Below are 23,417 nucleotides of genomic sequence, written 5' to 3' on the forward strand. Positions count from 1 at the left end.
CACCAAACCGGGTGCGGCTATGAAGCCTTTCTTTGGCGTCGCCCCTGTGGTGCTGGATCCGCAGTCCGGCGAGGAAATCAGCGGCAATGATGTGGAAGGTGTGCTGGCCATTGCCGACAGCTGGCCCTCACAGATGCGCACCGTCTGGGGCGATCACGAGCGTTTTGAGAAAACCTATTTCTCTGATTACAAAGGCTATTACTTTGCCGGAGACGGCTGTCGCCGCGACGCAGATGGCGACTATTGGATCACCGGTCGTGTGGATGATGTGATCAACGTCTCAGGCCACCGCATGGGCACAGCCGAGGTCGAAAGCGCGCTGGTGGCGCACGCCGCCGTGGCCGAGGCCGCTGTGGTGGGCTACCCGCACGACATCAAGGGGCAAGGCATCTACTGCTACGTGACCCTGATGAATGACCGCGAGCCCTCTGATGAATTGCGCACCGAGCTGCGCAACTGGGTGCGCACAGAAATCGGCCCGATTGCCAGCCCCGACCTGATCCAATGGGCGCCCGGTCTGCCCAAGACCCGCTCCGGCAAAATCATGCGCCGCATCCTGCGCAAGATCGCAGAAAACGACTACGGCGCGCTGGGGGACACATCCACGCTGGCAGATCCTGCCGTCGTCGATGATCTTATCGAGAACCGCATGAACAAAGGGTGAGATCAGATGTCAGCAGATAGCGAAACCCTCACCCGAATGGTGAATGTGATCCTGCTTGGCCCTCCCGGGGCCGGCAAAGGCACACAGGCGGAATTGCTCGTGAAAACCCATGGGCTGGTGCAGCTCTCCACCGGAGACATGCTGCGTCAGGCCAAGGCCAGCGGCTCTGAGCTGGGCAATCGTGTGGCCGAGGTTATGGAACGTGGCGAGTTGGTCACCGATGACATTGTTATCGGCCTGATCAAGGAGAAGCTCGCCAGCTCTGATGCCAAAGGCTTCATCTTTGACGGCTTCCCCCGCACGCTGGCACAGGCCGATGCGCTGGGGGGCCTGCTGGAAGAGGCAGGCGTGACCCTGAGCGCGGCAATTGAGCTGCAGGTCAACGACAAGATCCTTGTGAAGCGCATTCTGAACCGGGCCGAACAGGCCAAGGCGGCAGGGCAGCCGGTGCGCGCGGATGACAATGAGGAAACATTGGTGCAGCGGCTTGAGGCCTATCACGCCCAGACCGCGCCCCTGATTGACTATTACGCAGGCAAAGGCGTGCTCAAGCCTGTGGACGCGATGGGCGAGATTGACGCCATCGCCAACGAACTTGCCGCGATCGTCTCTGAGGCGGGCGCGTGAAGGGAAACATCTGCGCGGATATTTTTTGCGCAGATGTGGAGGATAATCACAACGAGGGAGGAGGCATTTATGTCTGACAACTCATCTAACGCTGCATATTGGTCTGCCAATGTGCGCATCATCCTGATCAGCCTCGTCATCTGGGCGCTGGTCTCTTTCGGGTTCGGCATTCTGCTGCGTCCGATGCTGGCGGGCATTTCCGTTGGCGGCACGGATCTGGGATTCTGGTTCGCCCAGCAAGGGTCCATCCTGGTCTTTCTTGGTCTGATCTTTTTCTACGCCTGGAAGATGAACAAACTCGACGCCGAACACGGCGTTGACGAAGAATAAGGGGCCTGTGCAACCATGAGCCAATTTGCCATCAACCTGCTGTTTGTGGGCGCTTCTTTTGCGCTTTACATCGGCATCGCGATTTGGGCCCGTGCCGGGTCTACATCAGAATTTTACGCCGCCGGGCGCGGCGTTCACCCGGTCACCAACGGTATGGCGACAGCGGCGGACTGGATGTCTGCGGCCTCGTTTATTTCCATGGCGGGCCTCATCGCCTTCACCGGCTATGACAACTCCTCCTTCCTGATGGGCTGGACCGGTGGCTATGTGCTGCTGGCACTGCTGCTTGCGCCTTATCTGCGCAAATTCGGCAAGTTCACTGTGTCGGAATTCATCGGCGACCGCTTTTACAGCCAGACCGCACGTATTGTGGCGGTGATCTGTCTGATCGTGGCCTCCACCACCTATGTGATTGGTCAGATGACCGGTGTGGGCGTGGCCTTTGGCCGCTTTCTGGAAGTTTCCAACACCGCCGGTCTGCTGATCGGTGCCTGTGTGGTGTTTGCCTATGCGGTGTTTGGCGGCATGAAAGGTGTGACCTACACGCAGGTGGCGCAATATTGCGTTCTGATCACAGCCTACACCATTCCGGCGATCTTTATCTCGCTGCAGCTGACCGGCACACCTATTCCGGCGCTGGGTCTGTTTGGCGAGCACGCCGCCTCCGGTGAGCCTCTGCTGGCGAAGCTGGACGCGGTTGTGACCGAGCTTGGTTTCAAGGAATATACCGCGCACCACGCAGACACGTTCAACATGGTGCTGTTCACTCTGAGCCTGATGATCGGTACTGCGGGTCTGCCCCACGTGATCATGCGCTTCTTTACCGTGCCTCGCGTGTCTGATGCTCGCTGGTCTGCGGGCTGGACACTGGTGTTCATCGCGCTGCTGTATCTGACCGCCCCTGCGGTTGGTGCCATGGCACGCCTGAACATTTCTGAGCTGATGTGGCCAAATGGCGGCATCTCTGGCGAAGCTGTGACCGTTCAACAGATCGAGAACGAGCCAGAGTATGACTGGATGGCCACCTGGCAGAAAACCGGTCTTCTGGATTGGGAAGACAAAAACGGCGACGGCAAGATCCAGTACTACAACGACAAGAACGCTGATCTTCAGGCGATGGCTGCGGAAAAAGGCTGGGAAGGCAACGAGCTGACCAAGTTCAACCGTGACATTCTCGTGCTGGCGAACCCTGAGATTGCCAACCTGCCATCCTGGGTGATTGGTCTGGTTGCTGCGGGTGGTCTGGCGGCGGCGCTGTCCACAGCTGCGGGTCTGCTGCTGGCGATCTCTTCGGCCGTGTCTCACGACCTGATCAAAGGCGCGATCAACCCGAATATCTCGGAAAAGAGCGAGCTTCTGTCGGCGCGTATTGCCATGGCTGTGGCCATTGCGGTGGCGACCTGGCTGGGCCTCAACCCTCCGGGCTTTGCAGCGCAAACCGTGGCTCTGGCCTTCGGTCTGGCGGCGGCCTCGATCTTCCCGGCGTTGATGATGGGGATCTTCTCCACCAAGATCAACAACACCGGTGCGGTGGCTGGCATGCTCGCAGGTCTGACCGTGACCCTGATCTACATCTTCCTGCACAAGGGCTGGCTGTTCATTCCGGGCACCAACTCCTTCACCGATGCGGATCCGCTTCTGGGCACTGTGAAATCCACCAGCTTTGGCGCGATTGGCGCGGCGGTGAACTTTGCTGTGGCCTATGTTGTGGCCGGCATGACCAAGGAGACCCCTGCCGAAATCAAGGCGCTGGTCGAAAGTGTGCGTGTGCCGCGTGGCGCAGGTGCCGCTCAGGATCACTAAGTCCTGACACCCGGCGCTGGCGGGGGCTCCCCTCCCTGCCAGCGCTCTCCTCCTGTCCCGTCCGGGTCTTTCCGGGCGGGACATGTGGTCTGATCCGAGGTGCCACCGATGTTGGCGAGGCAGGCGAAAAATAAACACACGGAACTGACGTACCCATGCCGTTGACCCCTGCTCAAATCGCCCGCTTTCTGAGATCTGTTCACCCCTATGACAGCCTGCCTGCCGAGGTGACCAATGCGCTGAGCACCCGTCTTGAGGCCCACAGCTACAGCCTCGGCGATACGGTCTATCAGCATGGCGCACCACTGGCGGGGATTTATCTTGTCTATGCCGGGCTGGTGGAGATTTCTGATGAACATGGCGGCGTGGTCTCCCATCTGGGGCTGCGCAACTCCTTTGGGGAGCGGGGCCTTCTGCGCGACGGCAAGGCCGCCACCCATGCGCGCTGTGAAGAAGACAGCACATTGCTTTTGTTGCCCAAAGACACGCTGCTGGCGCTAATTGAAGAGCATGACGCCGTGCGGCGGTTTTTTGACCGTGCCGGCTCTGAGCGGCGCGGCGCCGCCGCGGGCAATGATCTTGCCAATACCGACATCGCCATCTTTATGGCGCGCAATCCCATCACCCTGAAAGCCGATGATACCGTGCGCCGCGCCGCGCGCACCATGGCGGAGGCCGGAATTTCCTCGATCTGCGTGATCGGAGATGACGGCGCGCTTCAGGGGCTGGTCACCACCGGCGATCTGGTTGGCCGCGTGCTCTCGCAGGATCTGAGCCCGAACACCCAGCTGGCGGAGGTGATGACCGCCGCACCGCGCAGCCTGCCGCCCCATGCGATTGGCTCTGACGTACTACATATGATGACGGAATTTGGTTTTGGCCATATTCCGGTTGTGGAGAACGGCGCGCTGGTGGGGATTGTCACCCAGACCGATCTGACCCGGCTTCAGGCGGTGAGCAGCGTGGAAATGGTGCGCGAGATCACCCGCGCCGACACCGCCGAAGACATCGCGCAGGTGACCTGGCGCATCCCCAAGCTGCTGGCGCAGCTGGTGGGCTCGGGCCACCGCCATGACATTGTCACCCGGCTGATCACCGATGTGGCCGACATCACCACGCGGCGTCTGCTGACGCTGGCAGAGGCCCGGCTGGGCCCGCCGCCGGTGCCCTATCTGTGGCTGGCCTGTGGCTCGCAGGGGCGCCAGGAACAGACCGGCGTGAGCGATCAGGACAATTGCCTCATTCTGGATGATGCGGTGACCGAGGAGATGCGCCGCGGCTATTTTGCGAAGCTTGCGCGCTTTGTCTGTGACGGGCTGAACACCTGTGGCTATGTCTATTGCCCCGGTGACATGATGGCCACCGCCGAGCGTTGGCGTCAGCCTGCGCGGGTCTGGCGCAGCTATTTTCAGGGCTGGATCAACACCCCCAATCCCGAAGCGCAGATGCTGGCCAGCGTAATGTTTGACCTGCGCCCGATTGCCGGAACCTGGCAGGGTTTTGAGGAGATGCAGGCCGAGACCCTGCGCACTGCAGCGCAGAACTCAATCTTTGTGGCCCATATGGCCTCCAATGCACTTAAACATCACCCGCCTCTGGGGCTGTTGCGCGGATTGGTGACCATCAAATCCGGGGAGCACAAGCATCAGCTTGATATGAAACACAACGGCGTTGTACCGGTGGTGGATCTCGCGCGGATCAGTGCTTTGCAAGGCCAGCTCAGCGCGGTGAACACCCGCGCGCGGCTGCAGGCCGCCAGCGATGGCCGCGCCGGATTTTCCGCTTCAGGCATTGCCGATCTGCTGAGCGCCTATGACCTGATTGCAGAAGAAAGGTTGAACCATCAGTTACGTCAAATTCATTCCGGTATTGCTCCCGATAATTTCCTCGCACCATCATCTCTGTCAGACTTTGACAGAAGTCATCTACGCGACGCCTTTGTCGTAATAAAATCCCTGCAAGGCGCGCTCAGCCATGGGCGCAGCGCCAGCAACTAGGCTTAGGAGGCCAGCGATGTTTCTCGAACTTCTCGCCGTGATTTTTGCCGGTGTCGCCGGGGCCGGATTGATGATGCTGATCATTCGACTGACCGGCGGGCGGCTGCCCAAATGGCTAACGCCGGTGGCCGCGGGCGCGGTGATGATCGCGGTGAGCATCAGCTCTGAATACAGCTGGTTCAGCCGCACCACCGCAACCCTGCCTGAAGGGCTGGAGGTGGTGGAGACCGTTGAGACCTCCGCAATGTGGCGGCCCTGGACCTATGCGGTGCCGATCACCGAGCGGTTTGTGGCGGTGGACACAGCTTCAATCCAAACCAACACCGCCCACCCCGAAATGAGGCTCGGGCAGGTCTATTTTTACGGCCGCTGGTCGCCGTTGAACCGACTGAACGTAGCCACAGATTGCACGAGCAACCGCCGGGCAGCGCTCATAGATGCAGTGTCGTTTGCTGCAGACGGAAGTTTAGATGGTGCGGATTGGGTGAGCGTGGACGAAGGTGACCCATTGATCGAGGCCATATGTGAGATTTCTTGATGTTGTCCCGACTTTCTCTGAGATTGCGTGTTCTTCTGTTCTTTGCCCTGCTGGCCATAGGCGGCATGCTGATAATGAACGCTGCGCTGGTGGTAGGTTTTCGAAGCGCGTTATCTGATGGCATTTCAAATGGCTTTATCACTGCCGGGCTAATTGCTAGCTTCGGTTTTCTGGGACTTGTTGCCGGCATCTGGCTTCTCTTTGATGAGAACGTCGCCAAGCCCATACAAGCGCTAGCCACCACGCTTCGCGCACGTGCGCACGCGGGAGCAGGAGAAGTAGATACACATGGCGCGCGCTATCTTGGCGATTTGGCACCTGCCGCGGACTCTATAAGCAGCACACTCGATAGCTCCCGTTCGGCGATGTCGCAGAAAGTAGCGGATGAAACCGAAGTCATTCGGGAAGAACTTGCACAAATGTCGGATGTTCTCCGTGACCTGCCGTCAGGACTACTTGTGGTGGGCGATGACGACCGCATCGTCCTCTATAACAGCGAGGCTGCTGCGCGTCTGTCACAGATTGCCCCCATGCGCCTGAACGCGGCCATGTCTGACTATTTTGAAGCCGAAACTTGGCGCGTCAGTAAATCGCGCGCCGCTAGCGGAGCGCTGCTTTCTGGTATCACGCTGAACCGACAGGATGGAGCGAAGGTCTCCAATGTAAGCGTTCAGAAACGACGCACTGAAACTGGGTATCTCATCTGTTTGGAGCCGGCGCCGGAGAAGCCTAAAGCCGCTACGGTCGCCAATCTGACGTATGATTTCCAACTATTGTCAGATCGCACATCAGATGCCTTACACAATCGTAGGTTAGAGCAAACTCCATTTGTGGTTTTCGATTGCGAGACCACTGGGCTGCTGCCCCACAAAGACGAAATCTTACAGCTCGGAGCTGTACGCGTGTTCCGCAATCAGATCATCTATGGGGAAGAAATTGACCAATTGGCCAATCCTGGCCGACCAATACCTGCTGCCTCCACACGTATCCATCACATTACCGACGCGATGGTCATAGACGCACCACCGCCCAAAGCACTGGTCACCAAGTTCCACCATTTTGCCCGAGACTCAGTAATCGTGGCGCACAACGCACCCTTTGACATGGCCTTTATGCATCGACACGGCAACGAAATGCAGATCGACTGGCCTCATCCAATTTTGGACACTGTATTGCTCTCCGCAGTGCTCTTTGGGACATCTGAGAAGCATACTTTGGATGCTCTGTGTGATCGACTTGGCGTAACAATCCCGCCCCACCGCCGCCACACAGCGCTTGGAGATGCCCTTGCCACGGCCGAAGTCCTCTGTCGTATGCTGCCCATGCTCTCCGCGCGGGGCTGCCACACTCTAAGCGATCTGCTCGCGCAAACCCGGAAACATGGTCGCCTTTTGAACGATCTGAACTAAAGCGAAAGAACTTCACCTTTACCCGGATAGGTCAAGGCAAACCTAAGGCCACCTCGACCAAAGCACCGTGCAGCGAAGCAGCAGACGAACGTGGGCCGATTACATTAAAGAGCGCCTCTTCGCGGATCAAAAAACAACCGATGTGATGGATGTTGGTGCGGGTTGCAGTGCCTATGGACATGCTGGGCACATCGACTGCACAGAGGCGTTCAAACAAGGCCTCCGGGTTGGCGCCTTCGATATCAAACCGGCACCAGCCATCGGTCTGTTCTGTCACAGCGCCAGCGTCTCTAACGATCTCTTTGATCTCTCGGGCCAGAAGGGGGTGCGTGTCGTGATCCGCTTCAATCATCCACTGACCGGGACCGGACCACCAGATGCGATGATCATCTTTGGTCACACAACCTCCCGGGCCAGGTAGGTCTATCCCAAGAGCAACCTCAATGGCACCAACGACAACGGCTTCTTGCCCTTTGCGGGCAGCCAGCGAGGCAAGCGAGCAGTTTGAGTTTTCAGAGATGGTGAACACACCGACGACATCAATGCGCGCGTTCTCTTCTCCAAGCGCGGTGGTGGGTTTCAAATCAAACACGCAAACGCCCTCCTTCAGGGTCAATGAAATGAGCGGATACCACCTCTACCGTGGCCTCCTTGCCCTCAAGAGGGTTCACCATGCGAAGGGTTTCTCCCATACGATTGGCACCATCCTTTAGAAACCCAAGACCAATGGAGCGCTCAAGCACCGGAGAATAGGCTGCTGATGTGACGTAGCCCTGGTCATGTTTGGCATCCACAGGACCATTTGCGTTCATGAGGTGAGCGCCCGCGGTTACCACACCGTCTCCTACAGCTTTCAAGCCCACTAGGCGCAAATCATCATCCCCATTCAGCCCCGAACGTTCTGACAAAGTGCTTCCAATACTGTCTTTCTTCTTGGACACCATTCGCCCCATACCGAGATTGGCAGCAGTGGTGGTACCGTTGATTTCAGCTGCAACAGCGTGGCCTTTTTCAATTCGCATCACGCCAAGAGCTTCGGTGCCATATGGAGTTACGCCAAACTCTTCTCCTTCTGTCATTAGGCGGCGCATCAAAGCGTCACCGTACCGGGTTGGCACGGCCAGCTCATAGGCCAGCTCGCCAGAGAAAGAAATTCGGAACAGACGCGCCCGCAACCCGCTACAGATTGTGATCTCACCACAGCTCATGAACGGGAAAGCTTCGTTGCTGAGGTCGTGATCAGGATCAACAATTTTCTGCAACAGCTTGCGTGCATTAGGCCCCGCAATTGCGTATTGCGCCCAGGCTTCCGTGGTGGAGATCAGTTGGACATCCATCTCTGGGAACAAACATTGGCGGGCGAACTCCAAGTTTCGATAGACGCGCACAGCGTTTGCAGTTGTGGTCGTCACGACGAAATGGTCCTCGGCAAACCGGGCTGCAGTCCCATCATCATAGGCGATGCCGTCTTCGCGCAGCATCAAGCCATAGCGGACTTTGCCGATGGCCAATTTTGCAAAACCGTTGGCGTAAATCTTGTTGAGAAATGCGGCGGCATCCGCACCCTGAACGTCGATTTTGCCGAGAGTTGTTACGTCACAAACCCCCACAGAACCGCGTGTTGTCAGAACTTCGCGGTCGACCGTTTCGCGCCAGTGACTTTCGCCTTTGCGGGGAAAGTACTGCGCACGCAACCAATTGCCGGTTTCCACGAAGACAGCACCCTGCTCCTCCGCCCATTTATGGCTGGGAGTTTTGCGGACAGGATGGAACTCAGCGCCAACGGAACGACCAGCCAGGGTACCCATTGATACCGGCACATAAGGAGGGCGGAAGATGGTTGTACCTGTTTCCGGTATGGACTTTCCCGTTATCTCGGCCATCACAGCCAATCCGGTGACATTGGCGGTTTTGCCCTGATCCGTTGCCATACCAAGCGTGGTATATCGTTTCAGGTGCTCGACTGAGCGGAAACCTTCTTGATGCGCAAGCTTCACATCTTTGACAGTCACATCGTTTTGGAAGTCAATCCAAGCACGTTTGGCACCTTGGACATGCCAGAAAGCTGTGATGTTGCGGGATTCCTCCGCAACTTGCGGCAACTCGATCTCCTTTGCGGTGATGCCAAGGGCTGCCAAAGCGTCCATTGCGCGTTGGCCCCCTCCCATCAAAGCCTGTGAGGTGGTCATATCACCGCATGCAGCCCCTGCGACGGACTGGCCTACGGGCAGCGCCCCTCCTGGCACAAATGCATGAATTGCATTGTCCCACACAGGCCGACCACGCTGATGACAGGTTAGTCCCAGATTCGGATTCCAACCGCCAGAAACCGCAACGGCACCGCAAGGGATAACGCGCGTTTTTCCATTGGCTAATTTGACAGTCACCGATTTAACACCAAGTCTGCCTTTGGTGTCGATAATCTGAGCGCCCGCCAGCACCTCTGTACCTGTGGCAAATGGTGCATTAAGCCGCGTATCAATCACCGCAGGCACAGAAGCGCCCTTTGCCAGCAGGTCCGCCGCTGTGCGGTGTCCGTCATCGTTGTTGGTAAAGACCACAACACTTTGGTCCGGCGTCGTGGCCCACCGATTGGCGTAAGCACGGACTGCTCCCGCCAGCATGACGCCCGGGCGGTCATTGTTTTCAAATGCGATCGGGCGCTCAATAGCTCCAGCACAGACAAGAGCACGCTTGGAATAGATGCGCCAAAATATCTGACGCGGCTTACCGGGTTGCGGGGCTGCCAAATGGTCAGACACACGCTCGACTGCGCCATAGATGCCGTGGTCATACGCTCCAACAACGGTGGTGCGCGGCATAATACGTACATTATCGAGTGAGGCCAATTCTGCTTGGATTTTCGCCACCCAGTCGATCCCGGCCGCGCCATCCAACTCTTGAGTTTCCGCCAAAAGGCGGCCGCCCAGTAAGAAGTCCTCTTCTGCAATGATCACACGGGCACCAGCGCGCCCTGCTGTCAGTGCAGCCGCCAAACCCGCAGGCCCAGCACCGATCACCAGAAGGTCACAATGCAAAAAGCCTTTGTCGTAGACATCAGGATCATCTTCAAAGGATATGCTGCCGAGACCCGCAGCGCGGCGGATCAAAGGCTCATAGAGCTTTTCCCAAAAGGCTTTCGGCCACATGAACGTCTTATAATAGAAACCCGCTGCAAAGAACGGCGCGAACCGATCGTTAATGCCAAGAAAGTCATATTTGAGAGACCCCATGTGATTTTGGCTTTTTGCGCTGAGCCCATCAAAAAGCTCTATAGTTGTCGCCCTTGTATTGGGCTCCTGACGGCCACCCTCGCGCAACATGACCAGCGCGTTGGGTTCTTCAGATCCAGCCGTAACGACACCCCTCGGGCGGTGATACTTAAACGACCGCCCCATGAGGCGCACGCCATTGGCCAGCAAGGCGGAAGCAAGAGTATCACCTTGGCGGCCCTCATAATTCTGCCCATTAAAAGTAAAATTTATCGGCGCGTTGTGGTCTATCAGACCGCCCTGTAGTCTGTTGACACTCATTGGGCAGCTCCCCCCGATCGTCTTGTTTCGCTGGCCATTTCCACGGAAACAATTTCATGTGTCAGTGTGTTGCGCGTCACGAGCAACCATGACCGATCACCCTGTTCGTGAAACCAGAGTTCCCGATGCAGACCTGCCGGATTGTCTCGCAAATAGAGGTAGTCGTGGAACGCCTGAACCGCGTTCTCGGCCTGCCAATCGGGGCGGTTCATCAACGAGGCGTCGCCCAAATAGGTGAATTCAGAGGCATCGCGTGGTCCCAAAAGAGGATGATTGATCAGCATGTTTTAGCCTCCAACGGCCCAAAAACGGCGTATTGCACTGCAAGGCCCTCGCTGCAGGGAAGCCAATGCGGGATCGGGCCCTGGTCAAGCTTGTTGGTCATGGTGGTGTCCTTAGTGCAGATTTGGTTGGGCACCCTGCCCTTTTTCGTCAATCATATGACCCGTTTGGAAACGATCCAGCCGATAGGCCTGAGCCGTTTCATGCGATCGGTCAGTCGACAAGAGATGCGCCAAGCACCACCCTGCTGCCGGAGTTGCCTTGAAACCGCCGTAACACCAACCTCCGTTAAAATAGAGCCCCTCGATGTGAGTTTTGTCGATGAAAGGCGACCCATCCATGGACATGTCCATGATGCCGCCCCAACTGCGCAACAGGCGCACGCGACCCAGCGCTGGGATCAAGGACACACCACTTTCCACCACATCTTCAACAATAGGCAGATTGCCCCGTTGCGCATAAGAGTTGTACCCATCTATGTCGCCGCCAAATACAAGACCACCTTTGTCAGACTGGCTGCAATAGAAGTGCCCCGCACCGTAGGTAATCACCCCTGGGATCGTAGGTTTTAGCCCCTCTGAGACAAAAGCTTGCAGTACATGGCTCTCTATTGGGAGCCGCATGCCAGCAAGGGCCATCAGGCGGCTTGAGCTGCCAGCAACGGATGCTGCTACCTTTTTTGCACCAATGTATCCGCGTGACGTTTCCACGCCGAGGACTTTACCACTTTCAATACGAAAGCCGGTGACTTCACAGTTCTGGATGATGTCGACGCCATGCTGATCTGCGCCGCGCGCGTAACCCCAAGCAACAGCATCATGGCGCACCGTTCCGCCGCGCCGATGCAGCAAGCCCCCTCGGATGGGGAATCTGGCGTTCTCAAAATTCAAAAAGGGATACATGGCGCGCACGCCCTCTGCGTCCAAAAGCTCGGCATCTGAGCCGTTCAGGATCATCGCATTGCCTCGACGCCTGAATGCATCTCGTTGTCCGTCCGTGTGGTACAGATTCAAGATACCGCGCTGGCTCACCATCGCGTTGTAGTTCAACTCTTGTTCAAGCCCTTCCCAGAGCTTCAGCGAAAACTCATAAAACGGCTCGTTCCCGTCGAGCATATAGTTGGAACGCACGATCGTCGTATTGCGCCCAACGTTGCCACCGCCGATCCAGCCTTTTTCCAGAACCGCGATCCGCTTCTGACCAAATTGTTTCGCCAAGTAGTACGCGGTTGCAAGCCCGTGACCGCCACCGCCGATGATGACAAAATCATAGTCTGCTTGAGGAGCCGCATCGCGCCAAGTTGGACGCCACCCCTTGTGGCCTGTCAGGGCTTCCTTGATCACTCGAAATCCGCTGTACCGCATCGCATCCTCACTCATTTGAGACGAAAATGACGGTTGTGGTTTGGTTTTCACAGGCGCGTTTTGGTCAGCCATTGCTCCATTTCCGTCACATCGCACAAAAGCACGATCGCCCACTTGCACAGAGGTAACGTTTCCTTTCACATGCCTCGCATGAAGCAATTGAAACGACAGCTGCCCCCTTTGACATCACTGGTTGCCTTTGAGGCAGCTGCGCGACTGGGATCTTTCACCACGGCCGCAGAAGAGTTGAATGTGTCGCGGGAAGCGGTAAGCCGTCAAATCCGCGCGTTAGAAGCGCATTTGGGTGTTAAGTTGTTTGAGCGAGACGCAAATACGGCTGCCATGGGCCTGACGGGGCAGCAGTTTTATGCAACCGTTTCGCCAAATCTATGGGCCATTGCTTCTGCTGCAAATGAGCTTACAGGAGGGGCCAATGAGAATGAGCGAGCCCCTGAGGTGGAGCTATTAGAGGTGCCTCTGGAACACGATGACAAGCCGACTCTGCTGGTCGTCGACGATTCCACCGACAATATTCATCATCTTTACGGGCTACTCAGCGAGAGCTATCGTGTGATTGCGCAACGCTCTGGGCAGGGTGCTCTGTCCTATTTGTCAAAAGAGAGCGTAGATCTCATCTTATTGGACATCCGGATGCCGGATATGGATGGCTACGAAGCTTGCCGCCGCATCAAAGCGACGGCCAGTCTCGCGGAAATACCAATCATCTTTGTCACCAATTTGGATGACCCAGCAGATGAGACCAAAGGGTTAGAACTAGGTGCTTCTGATTTCATTTCACGCCCAGTTGTACCCGCAGTCCTGAGTGCACGCATCCGCACTCAAATCGAACTTAGACAGTCCAGGAGCGCATTAGAAAGCCTGCTAACACGTCGCGCGGACAGATTGCAAAAGGCCGAAAACCTGCTGACAAAAATGGCCAAGGAGATCGAGCATTATCGGTCAGAGTGAGATCGCGGACTCGCATCTTTGGCCAGTTGGAGAGCCTTAACGAAGTCCAACTTTTCGAGTGCATCTATCAGTTCGACGATTTCTGTACTGGAGTGTTCGCTTTTTTGGAGCATCTTGGCATGGCCTAAAGACGCCATATCATGACTTTGAATCAACTCAATTAGCGTCTCCCAACTGGCAGGATGTTGGGCTGAGGTCTCCTCTAACCCCAAATCCTCCAAAGTAAGTTCTTCGGACAAAACTTCGATTTCGCTCAATACAAATTTGAGATGTGCCTGATCAGTTTCAGTCTTCTGGGCCGCTTCGGCGAGCGGCACAGCACCCACGGTGCGTGCAGTTCCCTTAATGACATGAAGTGTGGAGTCCATATCGTCGGGCGCAACGCCTCCGCCCGAAAGTGCTTGCCACCAACCCATAAGTTGCACGCGAAAGCGTACCAAATTTTGTTCATAAAGCAGGCGATTTCCCCCTGCGAGGAAGAGGCCCTGCTGGCGATCTAAGTGCTTTGGCGCCTGCGTAGTTGGCACGTGTTCTTCCAGCACCGCTTGTAACTTGGCAGGGTCGACCGGCTTGGGCAAAAATTCGGCAAAGCCGGCAGCGCGACACTTTTGGTACTCTTCTGGGGTGGCGTTGGCCGACGTAGCGATGACCGGGGCCAATTTACCCCCGTAATTCTCATGAAGCTTTTGCATGGTGCGGTGACCATCCATCATGGGCATATGCAGATCCATCAAGAGCATGTCAGGCATGGCTTTCGCCACGTGCTCTATTGCCTCAAGGCCATTGGCGGCCGTTCGAACATCAGCACCAAACCCGCCGATCAACGCTTCAAAGACCGATTGATTGATCCGATTATCCTCCACAACAAGGATATCGCGCCCTGCCAAAATATCTGGCGTTGATTTGGGCTCATTGGTTTGATTTTGAAAGCGTTTCACCGCCTCAAGAAATTCGCCGTGTGTGATTGGAAGATCGATCGATATCGCCGGTGTAGCGTTTAAATCTTCACGCAAAAAAGTAACGTGTTCGCCGTCCACAAGAACTCGAACAGCCGCGACCTCTTCAGCCAACTGGCCACCAACTCTTTGCGCCATAGCAGCTACCGCGTCCCGTTGGTGACCTTCCCCCAAAACCGGGATCGTCAGTTTTCTGTCCTGTCCGTAGAGCGCGGGCTTGCTGGGGACAACAAAATCAAATGAAAAACAGGCACCTTGGCCAGTCTCGCTTTCTACATTCAAGTTCCCACCCATTTGCTCCGCTGAGCGCAAAGCAATGGACAGTCCTAGTCCGGTCCCACCATATTTTCGGGTGGTAGAAGTATCTGCCTGACCGAATGGTTTGAAAATTTCCTCGATCTGCTCCGGTGAAATTCCGATGCCAGTGTCGCGGACACTAAGAGTGAGGTGGCCCTTGTTCTGATCAAGCATCTCGCAATAGGCATTGATGCAGATCTCTCCTTGGTCAGTGAACTTCACAGCGTTAGAAGCAAAGTTCATCACCACTTGCCGCAATCTGAGCGGGTCAGCAAAGATCTCACGAGGAAGGTCCGTCGCGTAGTTCCAGATCAAGCGCACCGGCTTTTGTTGCAGCAAAGCGCGAGTTTGCATCATCACGCTATCCAAAAACTCATCCACAGAGAACCATACGTTCTCCAATGCCATTTCCCCTGCTTCAATTTTTGAGAGATCCAGCACCGAATTGATATTTTGCGACAAATGGGCCGCAGCAGCGCGCATATCTTGAATGTGGCGGGGCGTTCGATTGCTGTAACCGTCCCTCAGCAACACCTCGGACAAGCCAATGATGGCATTCATCGGTGTGCGCAACTCGTGGCTCATATTGGCAAGAAAGACGGATTTCGCTTGCGACGCCTCCACGGCCTCATTTCGTGCCGCCACCAACTCTTGTGTGCGATCGTCCACGATGGATTTCAGATTGTCCCGGCTATCTTCCAGCTCGCCGACTGTTCTCCCAAAGGCGCGTGCAAGACGTGAGATTTCGTCTCTGCGGTGCGGATCAAGCATGTGACGGTCGCGGTCAGTGAGTTCGAATTTATGCCCATCACGCACGCGCAATGCTGCCATCTGCAGGCGGGTAATTGGACGAATAACGGTCAACTGCACCAAGAGAAAAATCGCGCTGGTCACAAGCAGTGTCTGAAGAATGCTAGAGCCAAGCACCACCAAACTTCGGGCGACCATTTCAGCCCCGATGGACTGGTAGGAGTAAATGGCAAAAAGAGCCCCGATATCAGCCCCATCTCGCTTGCTGTGCAGGGCAAAGCGGTAGGTTTCATCGCCATCAGCGCCAAAGCCAAACCAACGTGCGACGCTTGGCGCTTTTACCTGTGCGGTGCGTGCGACCGACAAATCACCAATGCCCGCACTTTCCCGCAGGCCGTCGCTTAACAGCGGATCCTCAATCCATGCTTCGGTGATCACGGGATCTTTTAATAGCCCCCCCATAAAGGCCAGTGTGTCGGGGATATCGACTTCCCAATATGCGCTTTCGATTTGCGGCAATGTGGCACGAATGATGCGGTCAGCGTTTTGACGGGCCGTGTCAACCCGCTGTGTTCCTTCAAGCCAAAGGGTCACAACGCCCAGAACGAGTCCAGAGAGAATACCAATGATGCCCGCCGCGATCGCGATCTTGGGAGTTACCCCCAAACGATGCAGACGTATGTCTCTCATTCTTCAAAATGCTCCTGAACGATTTCACGGATGCGGCCGGAAGAATGCATGGCGCTCAGAGAGCCTTGCAGGCGATTTGCCATGTCGTCCCCGTCTCCGTCTCGTGGGAATGCAATATAGCGCTCTTGCTCGACCAAGGGTGTTGGAAGAAACCGCAATTTCTCGGTCAACCCCATGTCGTCAATGATATGCGCAAGCGTGGCGTGACCACCGACAATCACATCTGACCGCCCCAGCATGAGCTTTAGTATATTGGTGAAATCATCCTTGGACATCTCGCGGGCAATGTCGGGATGACGGTCAAAACTGTCTTCATAGGTAAATCCTGACACGACGCCTACAATCAGCCCATCTAGTTCGTTAAGTGACCGGATGTCCTCTATAGGGCTGTCAATCAGTGTCACGTAAACCGTTTTTGTGCGGCGCAATGGGCCAACCATATTCCACTTCTCAAAACGTTCCCTCGTTGGTGCAAGTTGAAAAACAGCATCCAGATTTCCGGCATTAAAATCCAGCAAGGCGCGGTTCCAAGGTAAGGGACGGTGCTCCAGTTCAACATTTATCTTCTCAGCCGCTTCATTGAGGATTTGTACGTCGATCCCGCGGTACTGGCCGTCGACCGTATAATTGAACGGCGCAAACCCCTCCATTGACCCGACGACCCAAACCTCGGCGTTGCCAGGCTTCGCCAAATTGGCGCAGCAACAAATAGCCGCCAACACAGGAATGGCTTTTGCCAAAAGGGTCTTCATTTGGAAGGCTCCGTCACAGTTACGTGGAACTGTAACCACCGGCTTTTGCCCAAGGCAATGTTTCCAGCCCTCAGAAAAATTACGGTCACAGCGTAACTTTTTTGTCTCTCACAAAGGCGCGGGCTTCGCTGGTAACCAACTTTCGGACAAAGCGTTGATGCCCACCTCTGCCGACTTATGGCGGCGGGCGTATGGCGTATGGTAATTCAACAGGAGGAAAATATGTCCAAGACCAAGAAAATCACAGGCGCTCTGCTGGCACTTGCCATGGGCGCAGGTGCTGCTTCCGCAGCGGATCAGACATTTGTGACCATCGGAACCGGCGGTGTAACGGGTGTTTATTACCCTACCGGCGGCGCAATCTGCCGTCTGGTGAACAAAGGCCGCAAAGAGCACAACATCCGCTGCTCCGTAGAATCCACCGGTGGTTCAGTTTACAACGCACGCACCATCCGTCAGGGCGAACTGGACTTTGGTGTGATCCAGTCTGACGTTCAGGTGAAATCCATCAACGGCACCGACCAATTCTCCGAAGACGGTCCTTACAGCGGCCTACGCTCCCTGTTCTCCGTACACCCTGAGCCAATGCACCTGATGGCACGCGCAGATGCTGGCATCACGACCACTGCAGACCTCAAGGGCAAGCGCGTTAACATCGCAAACCCTGGTTCCGGCACCCGCGTTCTGGCAGAAACACTGCTGAAATATGAAGGCCTCTCCGTTGACGATTTTTCTCTGGCAGCAGAGCTGAAGTCTTCCGAGCAAGCCGCTGCGCTGTGTGACGGCAAAATCGACGCGACCATCTGGGCCGCTGGCCTGCCCAACGGCTCTTCCCAGGAAGCGACCTCCACTTGTGATGTGAAAATCATTCCTTTGTCCGGTGAAGGCATCGACAAGCTGCTGGCGGACAACTCGGCCTATGCGCCTGCAACCATTCCTGGCGGCATGTACCCTGGCAATCCAGATGATCTGCCATCTTGGGGTCCGAAAGCCACCATCGTGACATCTGCTGAAGCATCTGACGAAGTTGTCTACGAAGTGGTAAAGGCCATCTTCGAAAACTTTGATGGCTTCCGCAAGCTGCACCCAGCCTTCGCCAACCTGAAAGAAACTGAAATGGTTTCGGATGGCCTGACCGCAGAAATCCACCCAGGCGCGATGAAATACTATCAAGAACGCGGCTGGAAGTAATTTCCTCCCAACTGCCCCCACCAAATCGGTGGGGGCCCTTTTTATTCGTTCATAAAAAGAATTCCGCAAACAAGAGGGACAACCGTGACCAACGCTTCGACACAGTCAGATACATCTGCACAGACCGATCAGGTCGATCTGGAAGATATTGTTGCCGAGTCCGACACCGGAGCGCGCACGCCGCACAATTGGTTTTCGGCCAAAATCTTGTGGGCGGTTCCTCTTATTTGGTCGACCTATCAACTTTGGATCGCCTCCCCGCTTCCCTTCATCTTGGGCGTTGGCGTGTGGAACGACACGCAAACCCGTGCAATCCACCTTGGTTTCGCGGTCTTTTTGGCTTTTGTGGCCTTTCCAGCCTTTCGCTCAAGCCCGCGCCATCATGTGCCCGCGCTGACTTGGTTGACTGCCATCGCAGGCGCAGTCAGCGCCTCCTATCTTGCGTGGAACTATGTAGGGGTGGCGGCCAGGACCGGTATTCCAAGCACGCTTGATCTTGCCATGGCAGGCATCGGCATTGTGTTGCTGATGGAAGCCGCCCGCCGTTCGCTTGGGTTTCCACTTATGGGCGTTGCGATTTTCTTCCTCGCATATGTCTTTTTCGGCTCCTGGGACGGGCTTCCGGAAATGGTTCAGTGGAAGGGCGCGTCGTTTAATAAGGCGATGAGCCACCTGATGCTAACAACCGAAGGCGTGTTCGGCGTGGCTCTGGGGGTCTCCTCTGGCTTTGTGTTTCTGTTTGTGCTGTTTGGCGCACTTCTCAATCAAGCCGGAGCTGGCAATTATTTCCTTCAGCTGGCTTTTGCGGCGCTAGGGCACCTGCGTGGCGGCCCCGCAAAAGCGGCCGTTATTGCCTCTGCTGCCACTGGTCTGATCTCCGGTTCCGCCATCGCCAATGTGGTGACCACCGGAACATTCACAATCCCGCTGATGCGCCGCGTTGGCTTCTCGCCTGCCAAAGCCGGTGCGGTAGAGGTCTCCTCCTCCATCAACGGTGTGCTTACGCCGCCGGTCATGGGTGCGGTAGCCTTCCTGATGACGGAATATGTGGGCATCTCATATGTGGAGGTTGTGAAGACCGCGATTGTCCCTGCGGCGATCTCCTACATGGCTCTGGTCTACATTGTGCACCTTGAAGCGCTGAAGATGGGCATGACCGGCACCAGCCGCATGCACCCCATCAAGTTCATGCTCGGTGCCATCTTCATTATCGCGATTTCTATCGTGATCGGTGGCGGAACTCTTTGGCTTGCCGGTCAGATCGTGACCTTGGTCGACAACCTGATTGGGCCAATGTCCACACCGGTTCTTGTAGCCGGCCTCTTGATCGCCTACGTGGCAGCTGTCCGCTATGCCGCAGCACGACCCGATCTGGAAACCGGCATTGACTCCATGCTGAATCTCCCACCGGCTCGGACTATTCTGAAGACTGGTCTGCATTATCTGCTACCAATCCTGCTGCTGATGTATCTGTTGATGATCGAACGCAAATCGCCGGGTCTATCGGCCTTCTGGTCTTCGATGTTCATGCTTCTGATTTTGCTGACCCAGGATCCGCTCAAGGCCTTTTTCCGAAATCAAAACACAATCGCCGCCTCTTTCTCACATGGGTTTGCACAAACCATCGAAGGCATGATTATCGGTGCACGCAACATGGTGGGCCTTGCCGCGGCGATGGGACTTGCAGGCATCATCGTTGGGGCGGTGACGCTGACCGGTATCGGGCAAGTCATGGCTGAATTTGTGGAATTCCTGTCAGGCGGCAACCTGTTGGCAATGCTTTTCTTCGTCGCTCTGATTTCGATCATTCTGGGCATGGGGTTGCCAACAACGGCAAACTACATTGTGGTTAGCTCGTTGATGGCTGGCGTGGTTGTTGAACTGGGTGCTCAAAACGGCCTTATTGTGCCACTGGTTGCGGTCCACATGTTCTGCTTCTACTTCGGGATCATGGCAGATGTGACGCCCCCGGTTGGCCTGGCGTCATTCGCAGCCGCGGCCATTTCAAAAGGCGACCCCCTGCGCACCGGTTTCCAAGCGTTTTTCTACTCGATCCGGACCGCGCTTTTACCATTCCTGTTCATCTTCAATACTGACTTGTTGTTGATCGACGTTGGCCCGGTCCAAGCGATAGTTGTCTTCATCACCGCGCTGATCGCCATGCTGCTCTTTGCAGCTGGCACCATGGGCTACTTCCAGACACGCTCAAAACTGTGGGAAAGCGCGGTACTGATCTTCTGTGCCTTCATCTTGTTCCGTCCGGATTTCTTCCTGAACCAGATCGCAGATGAATTCGAAGTCCGCTCACCCGCAGAACTCTACACTCTGGCAGAAGCCGCGCCCGACAATGGTACCCTTCGCGTCCGTTTGACTGGAGAAAACTTGGAAGGCGATCTGGTAGATGCGCGCTATCTGCTCCCGCTTGGCACGGCTGGTGAAAATGGTGAAACACGACTGTTGGATGGCGCGGGCATCGAGTTCCGTGACGAAGATGGCGCGCTTTTGGTGGACAATCTGAACTTCGGCGGTCCGGCAGAGCAACTTAAGATCGACTTTGATTGGGAAGTTGTTGAGATCGAAGTGGAGGCTGCGCGTCCACCTCAAGAGATCTTCTATCTCCCTGCTCTGTTGCTGCTTGGCCTTGTGTTTGGCGTACAGCGCCGCCGCAAAGCGAAAACCGACTCTCAAGAGGTACCCGCATGACCCGCACAGTACTCGCCGCGATTGACTTGACCCAACCTGAGGATCAGACAGCCGTACTTACAAAAGCACGTCAGATTGCCGATTTGGAAGGTGTACGACTGTCTGTTGTCACAGTGCTACCTGATTTTCGCATGAGCGTCGTTGGTACCTTTTTCTCTGACGAGCATACCCGCGAAATGGCAGAGGGCAGCCGGGCGGCGCTCCATAAGTTCATCGAGGAGACCGTCGGCCGCGACGCTGAAACAAAGCATGTGATCCGCATGGGTAAGACCTCTGAAGAAATTCTGATCACGGCAGAGGAGCTTGATGCGCAGGTGATCGTGATGGGTGCCCATAAGCCCAATCTCAGGGACTATCTTATTGGGCCAAATGCCGCTCAGATTGCCCGCCACGCCCCTTGTTCTGTCTACATCGTGCGCTGAGCAAGTTTTCTCAACGCCAGACGTAGTTCAAGAATTTCAGTCATATAGAACGCAACTTAGCGGCTGATTTGCGATCAAGAGACCATGGAACGTAGAGACACAACCAACATTGGTTTCCTGGTTTTTCCAGGCTTTCCAATGGCGTGCTTGACTTCCGCCATCGAGCCTTTGCGTGCGGCAAATGAAATCTCTGATCGTGAGGCTTTTTCGTGGCGTGTACTTTCTGAAAATGGCGAGGCTGTCACCGCCAGCGCAAATGTCGTTTTTCAACCCGATTGCTCTCTGCGCGATGTTAACAACCTCGACTATCTGTTTCTCTTGTCTGACCCTGAGAGCGCATTTGCAGTGCCTGCATCCGGAAACGGACATCTGCGATATTTGGCGCGCCACGGTGTGCAAATCGGCGCGGTAAGTGGCGGTGTTTTCCCGCTTGCAGGTTCGGGCCTGCTTCTGGGACACACTTGCTCGGTGCACTGGTGCTATCGGGCTGCCTTTGAAAAGGCTTTCCCTGATATTGCAGTCAGCGACGATGTACTGGTCTTAGATCGACGCCGTCTGACGGCCTCTGGTGCTGCCGCCATGTTTGACCTGATGTTGGGCATGATCGAAGACACGTTGGACAGCGTTGTGATGACCGAAGTCGCCTGCTGGTTCCAGCATCCAATGGTACGCACAGAAGGCGTTGGCCAAAGTGTTCCTGCGTTTAAAACAGCTGGTGTGACAAGTGATCTGCCCCCCCCTCTGAACAAAGCGATTGCGGTTTTCTCCAACAATCTAGAAGAGCCCGTGAGTATTGGAGATGTCGCCGAGCAGGCAGAAGTCTCCCCACGTAAACTTGAGCGTCAATTCAAGAAGTACCTTGGTCAAAGCCTTTTGAACTACTATCGCATGTTGCGCATGAACGCTGCCCGACAACAGGTCTTATACTCACGTAACAGCCTGTCTGACGTAGCACTTTCCGTAGGTTACAACAGCTCCTCAACGCTCTCAAAACACTACAGACAAGCCTTTGGCCTGTCTCCAAGCGAAGAGCGCAACCAAAAAAGCAACCGCTTCAAAATTGAACGCGGGCAACCAATTCCAGTCGTATGATTTGCTTGGGGTAGAGTCTCTTGAGAATAGCCCTCTCTTAGAGAATTTTTATTTTGGTTTTCAACCTATCTGTCAGTATCTGCAAAAGAATGGCAGTATAAATGAACGCAAATGTATTGCTACGCATGTTTTACTGGAGACTGATCAATCAAATCTTAGTGTAGCTATTTGAGCGCTAGTGCAGTCTTTTCCCGCTCACAATTACTAAGGCGGTTTCGGGTCCCCGATGCACGCTTGCGGGTAGCACCATTTGGCAAATCCTTTAGATATCTTAGAATTTTGCTTTCGCTATATCCAACCTCCCAGAGCGCCCCAGTTCGAAGCAGCGGTTCTTGTTGTATGCTCTTTATTCTCTGTATCGGAGCTTAAATTGACAGAAAACGCTGCATGATTTGGCTTAAACTCTACTATAAAGTGTGTGCGAGCTACTCGTGTACCATATTGGGCTTGGACGCTAATGCTATCTTAGCAGCAGAAAAGACCTGGAAAATCTTCGGGCTACGCGACAAATACGACTCCTTGGAGTATTCAGCACTCCGGTAGGTTAACGGCTAAGCCACCAAGCGATGTCTCTTTGTATTTCTCTGCCATGTCGACACCGGTCTGGCGCATGGTTTCAATACAATTGTCCAGCGGCATGAAATGCGTGCCATCGCCATGCAGTGCCAGAGAAGCGGCGGAAACCGCTTTGATCGCGCCCATGCCGTTGCGCTCAATGCACGGCACCTGAACCAGCCCCATCGCGGGGTCACAGGTCATGCCAAGATGATGTTCTAGCGCAATTTCGGCGGCGTTTTCGATCTGTTCATTGGTACCACCCAATGCCGCACAGAGACCGGCAGCGGCCATGGCCGAGGCGCTGCCAACTTCGGCCTGACAGCCACATTCTGCACCGGAAATGGACGCGTTATGTTTGACCAATGAAGTGGTCCCATCTTTTTGGACAGTTTTGCAGCGTTTCTAAGGTGTATCGGGTTTAGGTTTCATGCTGCTTTTTGCTCTTCCAAGCCGTACCAATATGCCTCGCGCGGCGTCCGCCGATCAAGGG

General features: G+C 55.5%; 17 protein-coding genes and 2 pseudogenes. 12 read left to right on the top strand and 7 right to left on the bottom strand.

What is annotated here, in order from left to right; genetic code table 11:
- The 7 genes and pseudogenes from J7412_RS21155 to J7412_RS21185 form a co-directional block, all read left to right on the top strand.
- Positions 1 to 664 (top strand): annotated as a pseudogene (locus J7412_RS21155) (AMP-binding protein); the annotation flags it as partial.
- 39 nt (positions 665 to 703) lie between these two features.
- A complete protein-coding gene (locus J7412_RS21160; protein WP_209081697.1) occupies positions 704 to 1,291 on the top strand; it encodes an adenylate kinase in 588 nt (195 codons plus the stop codon).
- 69 nt (positions 1,292 to 1,360) lie between these two features.
- Complete coding sequence (locus J7412_RS21165) at positions 1,361 to 1,621, top strand: DUF4212 domain-containing protein (protein ID WP_209065758.1); 261 nt, start codon at positions 1,361 to 1,363, stop codon at positions 1,619 to 1,621.
- Positions 1,622 to 1,636: 15 nt separating this feature from the next.
- Positions 1,637 to 3,424, top strand: a complete 1,788-nt coding sequence (locus tag J7412_RS21170; protein ID WP_209081653.1) for a sodium:solute symporter family protein — start codon at positions 1,637 to 1,639, stop codon at positions 3,422 to 3,424.
- A 155-nt stretch (positions 3,425 to 3,579) separates the two neighbouring features.
- Positions 3,580 to 5,421: a DUF294 nucleotidyltransferase-like domain-containing protein gene (locus J7412_RS21175; protein ID WP_209081661.1), complete on the top strand. Its 1,842-nt coding sequence runs from the start codon at positions 3,580 to 3,582 to the stop codon at positions 5,419 to 5,421.
- A 16-nt stretch (positions 5,422 to 5,437) separates the two neighbouring features.
- Positions 5,438 to 5,959, top strand: coding sequence for a hypothetical protein (locus J7412_RS21180; protein ID WP_209081663.1), 522 nt, complete (start codon positions 5,438 to 5,440; stop codon positions 5,957 to 5,959).
- Positions 5,959 to 7,368, top strand: a complete 1,410-nt coding sequence (locus J7412_RS21185) for a 3'-5' exonuclease (RefSeq protein ID WP_209081665.1) — start codon at positions 5,959 to 5,961, stop codon at positions 7,366 to 7,368. Before J7412_RS21180 ends, J7412_RS21185 begins: the two co-directional genes overlap by 1 nt.
- Positions 7,369 to 7,399: 31 nt before the next feature.
- On the opposite strand, the gene J7412_RS21190 is transcribed toward J7412_RS21185, so the two are convergent.
- The 4 genes from J7412_RS21190 to J7412_RS21205 all read right to left on the bottom strand — a co-directional run bounded on the left by J7412_RS21190 (position 7,400) and on the right by J7412_RS21205 (position 12,547).
- Entirely contained in the window at positions 7,400 to 7,960 is a 561-nt protein-coding gene (locus tag J7412_RS21190) for a sarcosine oxidase subunit gamma (protein WP_209081667.1), read from the bottom strand.
- Positions 7,953 to 10,901, bottom strand: coding sequence for a sarcosine oxidase subunit alpha family protein (locus J7412_RS21195; protein ID WP_209081669.1), 2,949 nt, complete (start codon positions 10,899 to 10,901; stop codon positions 7,953 to 7,955). Before J7412_RS21195 ends, J7412_RS21190 begins: the two co-directional genes overlap by 8 nt.
- Positions 10,898 to 11,185, bottom strand: a complete 288-nt coding sequence (locus J7412_RS21200; RefSeq protein ID WP_209065751.1) for a sarcosine oxidase subunit delta — start codon at positions 11,183 to 11,185, stop codon at positions 10,898 to 10,900. Before J7412_RS21200 ends, J7412_RS21195 begins: the two co-directional genes overlap by 4 nt.
- Positions 11,186 to 11,296: 111 nt before the next feature.
- Positions 11,297 to 12,547 carry a sarcosine oxidase subunit beta family protein gene (locus J7412_RS21205; protein ID WP_209081699.1) on the bottom strand — a complete coding sequence of 417 codons (1,251 nt, stop codon included), beginning with the start codon at positions 12,545 to 12,547 and terminating at the stop codon, positions 11,297 to 11,299.
- A 150-nt stretch (positions 12,548 to 12,697) separates the two neighbouring features.
- Between J7412_RS21205 and J7412_RS21210 the strand changes: the two genes are divergently transcribed.
- Positions 12,698 to 13,516 (top strand): response regulator, encoded by an 819-nt coding sequence (locus J7412_RS21210; RefSeq protein ID WP_209081671.1) that lies wholly within the window; start codon positions 12,698 to 12,700, stop codon positions 13,514 to 13,516.
- On the opposite strand, the gene J7412_RS21215 is transcribed toward J7412_RS21210, so the two are convergent.
- Together J7412_RS21215 and J7412_RS21220 are read right to left on the bottom strand one after the other, a co-directional pair.
- Entirely contained in the window at positions 13,501 to 16,209 is a 2,709-nt protein-coding gene (locus J7412_RS21215) for an ATP-binding protein (protein WP_209081672.1), read from the bottom strand. The genes J7412_RS21210 and J7412_RS21215 overlap by 16 nt on opposite strands.
- A complete protein-coding gene (locus tag J7412_RS21220; protein ID WP_209081681.1) occupies positions 16,206 to 16,961 on the bottom strand; it encodes a transporter substrate-binding domain-containing protein in 756 nt (251 codons plus the stop codon). Before J7412_RS21220 ends, J7412_RS21215 begins: the two co-directional genes overlap by 4 nt.
- Positions 16,962 to 17,159: 198 nt before the next feature.
- Here J7412_RS21220 and J7412_RS21225 point away from each other — a divergent pair, with 198 nt between their 5' ends.
- The 4 genes from J7412_RS21225 (at position 17,160) to J7412_RS21240 (ending at position 22,369) form a co-directional block, all read left to right on the top strand.
- Positions 17,160 to 18,152 (top strand): TAXI family TRAP transporter solute-binding subunit, encoded by a 993-nt coding sequence (locus J7412_RS21225; protein WP_209081683.1) that lies wholly within the window; start codon positions 17,160 to 17,162, stop codon positions 18,150 to 18,152.
- Positions 18,153 to 18,236: 84 nt separating this feature from the next.
- On the top strand, positions 18,237 to 20,855 hold the full coding sequence (locus tag J7412_RS21230; protein WP_209081685.1) for a TRAP transporter permease: 2,619 nt from the start codon (positions 18,237 to 18,239) through the stop codon (positions 20,853 to 20,855).
- Entirely contained in the window at positions 20,852 to 21,277 is a 426-nt protein-coding gene (locus J7412_RS21235) for a universal stress protein (protein WP_209081687.1), read from the top strand. The genes J7412_RS21230 and J7412_RS21235 overlap by 4 nt, the downstream gene beginning before the upstream one ends.
- An 84-nt stretch (positions 21,278 to 21,361) precedes the next feature.
- On the top strand, positions 21,362 to 22,369 hold the full coding sequence (locus J7412_RS21240; RefSeq protein ID WP_209081689.1) for a GlxA family transcriptional regulator: 1,008 nt from the start codon (positions 21,362 to 21,364) through the stop codon (positions 22,367 to 22,369).
- A gap of 528 nt (positions 22,370 to 22,897) precedes the next feature.
- On the opposite strand, the pseudogene J7412_RS21245 reads toward J7412_RS21240, so the two are convergent.
- Positions 22,898 to 23,290, bottom strand: a pseudogene (locus tag J7412_RS21245) (L-serine ammonia-lyase, iron-sulfur-dependent, subunit alpha); the annotation flags it as partial.
- Positions 23,291 to 23,417 lie beyond the last annotated feature (127 nt).

It is taken from the genome of Shimia sp. R9_3 (genome assembly GCF_017743755.1).
Lineage (GTDB): Bacteria > Pseudomonadota > Alphaproteobacteria > Rhodobacterales > Rhodobacteraceae > Shimia.

Excerpts from the sequence above, each read along its gene's own strand:
- J7412_RS21200 (WP_209065751.1), bottom strand. The coding sequence starts at position 11,185 with ATGCTGATCAATCATCCTCTTTTGGGACCACGCGATGCCTCTGAATTC.
- J7412_RS21220 (WP_209081681.1), bottom strand. The coding sequence starts at position 16,961 with ATGAAGACCCTTTTGGCAAAAGCCATTCCTGTGTTGGCGGCTATTTGT.
- J7412_RS21170 (WP_209081653.1), top strand. The coding sequence starts at position 1,637 with ATGAGCCAATTTGCCATCAACCTGCTGTTTGTGGGCGCTTCTTTTGCG.
- J7412_RS21180 (WP_209081663.1), top strand. The coding sequence starts at position 5,438 with ATGTTTCTCGAACTTCTCGCCGTGATTTTTGCCGGTGTCGCCGGGGCC.
- J7412_RS21225 (WP_209081683.1), top strand. The coding sequence starts at position 17,160 with ATGGTAATTCAACAGGAGGAAAATATGTCCAAGACCAAGAAAATCACA.
- J7412_RS21195 (WP_209081669.1), bottom strand. The coding sequence starts at position 10,901 with ATGAGTGTCAACAGACTACAGGGCGGTCTGATAGACCACAACGCGCCG.
- J7412_RS21165 (WP_209065758.1), top strand. The coding sequence starts at position 1,361 with ATGTCTGACAACTCATCTAACGCTGCATATTGGTCTGCCAATGTGCGC.
- J7412_RS21185 (WP_209081665.1), top strand. The coding sequence starts at position 5,959 with ATGTTGTCCCGACTTTCTCTGAGATTGCGTGTTCTTCTGTTCTTTGCC.
- J7412_RS21235 (WP_209081687.1), top strand. The coding sequence starts at position 20,852 with ATGACCCGCACAGTACTCGCCGCGATTGACTTGACCCAACCTGAGGAT.
- J7412_RS21240 (WP_209081689.1), top strand. The coding sequence starts at position 21,362 with ATGGAACGTAGAGACACAACCAACATTGGTTTCCTGGTTTTTCCAGGC.
- J7412_RS21210 (WP_209081671.1), top strand. The coding sequence starts at position 12,698 with ATGAAGCAATTGAAACGACAGCTGCCCCCTTTGACATCACTGGTTGCC.
- J7412_RS21205 (WP_209081699.1), bottom strand. The coding sequence starts at position 12,547 with ATGCGGTACAGCGGATTTCGAGTGATCAAGGAAGCCCTGACAGGCCAC.
- J7412_RS21175 (WP_209081661.1), top strand. The coding sequence starts at position 3,580 with ATGCCGTTGACCCCTGCTCAAATCGCCCGCTTTCTGAGATCTGTTCAC.
- J7412_RS21215 (WP_209081672.1), bottom strand. The coding sequence starts at position 16,209 with ATGAGAGACATACGTCTGCATCGTTTGGGGGTAACTCCCAAGATCGCG.